The sequence below is a fragment of the Cupriavidus sp. R6-3 genome (assembly GCF_059772245.1).
The window spans coordinates 1-2,825 of the sequence record NZ_JCBAJO010000382.1 but is presented as its reverse complement, the minus strand read 5'-3'; the positions used below and the strand labels follow the sequence as shown (position 1 = coordinate 2,825).

Below are 2,825 nucleotides of genomic sequence, written 5' to 3'. Positions count from 1 at the left end.
TGGCCGCCGATTTCCCCGCGGACTTCGCCGCCGGCCGCGCGTTGCGGCGCGCCTTGCCGCGCGGCAGCGCCTCCAGCGCATGGCTCGGCTCGGCGCTGGCGATGCGCCGTTCGCGCAGATGGGCCTTGGCCCGTTGCAGCCGGCCCGCCATCGTATCGGCCCGCGCCAGCGCGACGCCCGCGGCCAGCACATCGCCGAGCACCAGATGGCTGATGCGCGAGGTCATCGGCGTATAGACCTCGCTGTCCTCCTCGACATCGGAGAACACGCAGACGTCGGCCAGCGCGGCCAGCGGCGAGCCGCTGTGCGTCAGCGCCAGCACGCTGGCGCCCGCGCTGCGCGCCAGCGTGGCGGCGGTCAGCATGTCCCAGGTACGGCCGCTGTTGGACACCAGTACCGCGACATCGCCCGGCGCCAGCAGCGCCGCGGACATGCTGAACACATGCGGATCCGAATACGCGACGGTCGGCATGCCGAGGCGGAAGAACTTGTGCTGGATATCGAGGGCGACGATGCCGGAGTTGCCGCAGCCGTAGAACTCGATGCGGCGCGCGCCGGCCAGCAGCGCGATGCCGTGCTCGATCTGGTCGGCCGACAGTGCGTTGCGCACCGACATCAGGGTCGCGATGGTGCGGTCGAACACCTTGCCCGCGATATCGGCCGGCTGGTCCTGCGGATTGACGTCCTGATGCACGAAGGGCGTACCGGCACCGACGGTCTGCGCGAACTGCAGCTTGAACTCGCGAAAGCCGTCGTAGCCCAGCGCCGCGCAGAAGCGCGCGATGGTTGGCTGCGACACGCCCGCACGGCGCGCCAGCTCCGGCATCGACAGCCGGATCACGCTGGCGCCGTGGCGCGCGACGTAGTCGGCGAGGCGCCGTTCGGAGGGGCGAAGGGAGTCGTAGACGGCGAGGATGCGTTCGCGCATGAGGGCGGCAAGGGTCGGATTGGGTCGTTGTATGTAGAGATTCTACTTCGCGGGCCGAATGATCGGGCCGATCGCCGTTCGCCGCAGTCGGGAATAACCCTGAGGTTCGGCGAAGGAAAGGCCGTTTTACAAGGGGATTTCCCGCATTGTCGGCACATCTGCATGAATCGGGGCTTCTGGAACGGACCTGTCTTCCGGTAGAATGTAGAAATTCTACACAAAACGACCCCGCCGGGATGGACCCCAGCTCCCGGTTCATCGACTGCCCATCTTCCCGTTCGCCTCTCCATACCGCATGTCACAGACTCTCGATCCCGCGGTGCGCGACGTCACCGAGCGCATCGTCGAACGCAGCCGCGCCAGCCGCGCCGCCTACCTGGAACGCTGTGCCCGCGCGCAGCGCGACCAGGGGCCGGCGCAGGGACTGTCCTGTGCCAATCTGGCCCACGGCTACGCCGCGCTGCCGGCCGCCGACAAGCTGAAGCTGCGCGTCGAACATGCGCTCAATCTCGGCATCGTCACCGCGTACAACGACATGCTGTCGGCGCACCAGCCCTATGAGCGCTATCCCGCGCTGATTCGCGCGGCTGCGCGCGAAGTGGGGGCGGTGGCCCAGGTCGCCGGCGGCGTGCCGGCGATGTGCGACGGCATCACGCAAGGCAATCCCGGCATGGAGCTGTCGCTGTTCTCGCGCGATGCGATCGCGATGGGCACGGCGATCGCGCTGTCGCACAACACCTTCGACGCGGTGGTGATGCTCGGCGTGTGCGACAAGATCGTGCCGGGGCTGGTGATGGGCGCGCTGCAGTTCGGCCATCTGCCGGTGGTAATGGTGCCGGCCGGACCGATGGCCAGCGGCCTGCCCAACAAGGAGAAGGCGCGCGTGCGCCAGCTCTATGCGACCGGCCAGGTCGGCCGCGACGCGCTGCTCGAGGCCGAGTGCCAGGCCTATCACGGCGCGGGTACCTGCACCTTCTATGGCACCGCCAACAGCAATCAGCTGCTGATGGAAATCATGGGCCTGCATCTGCCGGGCGCGGCCTTCGTGCCGCCCGAGGGCGGCCTGCGCGATGCGCTGACGGCCGCCGCGGCACAGCGCGCGCTGGCGCTGTCGGCGCGGGGCGACGGCTATCTGCCGATCTGCCGCATCGTCGACGAACGCGCGGTGGTCAACGGCATCGTCGGGCTGCTGGCGACCGGCGGCTCGACCAACCACACCATTCATCTGGTGGCGATGGCGCGCGCCGCCGGCATCGTGATCGACTGGGACGACTTCGACCGGTTGTCGCGCGTGACGCCGCTGCTGGCGCGCGTCTATCCGAACGGCGCGGCCGACGTCAATCACTTCCATGCGGCGGGGGGCGTCGGCTTCGTGATTCGCCAGTTGCTGAACGCCGGACTGCTGCATGAGGACGTCGAGACCGTGGCCGGCCCGGGGCTGGCGCGCTATGCGCAGGAGCCGGTGCTGCACGACGGCGCGTTGCAGTGGCGCGAAGCCCCGGCGCAAAGCGGCGACGCGCAGGTGCTCGCGCCGATCGACGCGCCGTTCGATCCGGAAGGCGGGTTGCGGCTGATGTCCGGCAATCTTGGTCGCGGCGTGATCAAGGTGTCGGCGGTCGCGCCGGAGCACCGGATCGTCGAGGCGCCGGCGCGCGTGTTCGATTCGCAGCAGGCGCTGCAGGACGCGTTCACGCGCGGCGAGCTCGATCGCGACGTGATCGTCGTGGTGCGTTTCCAGGGCCCGAACGCCAACGGCATGCCCGAGCTGCACCGGCTGACGCCGCCGCTGGGCGCGCTGCAGGATGCCGGTCATCGCGTCGCGCTGGTGACCGACGGCCGCATGTCGGGCGCCTCGGGCAAGGTGCCGGCGGTAATCCATGTCGGACCGGAAGCGAGC

Annotated in this window: 2 protein-coding genes; one reads left to right on the top strand and one right to left on the bottom strand. The window is 69.4% G+C overall.

The annotated features are described in order from the left end of the window. Nucleotides 1–928, bottom strand: a 928-nt coding sequence (locus AC6EI8_RS25800) for a MurR/RpiR family transcriptional regulator (RefSeq protein WP_498383300.1), incomplete at its 3' end; no start/stop codon positions are given. A 295-nt stretch (nucleotides 929–1,223) separates the two neighbouring features. Here AC6EI8_RS25800 and edd point away from each other — a divergent pair. Next, nucleotides 1,224–2,825, top strand: a 1,602-nt coding sequence (edd, locus tag AC6EI8_RS25795; RefSeq protein WP_498383299.1) for a phosphogluconate dehydratase, incomplete at its 3' end; no start/stop codon positions are given.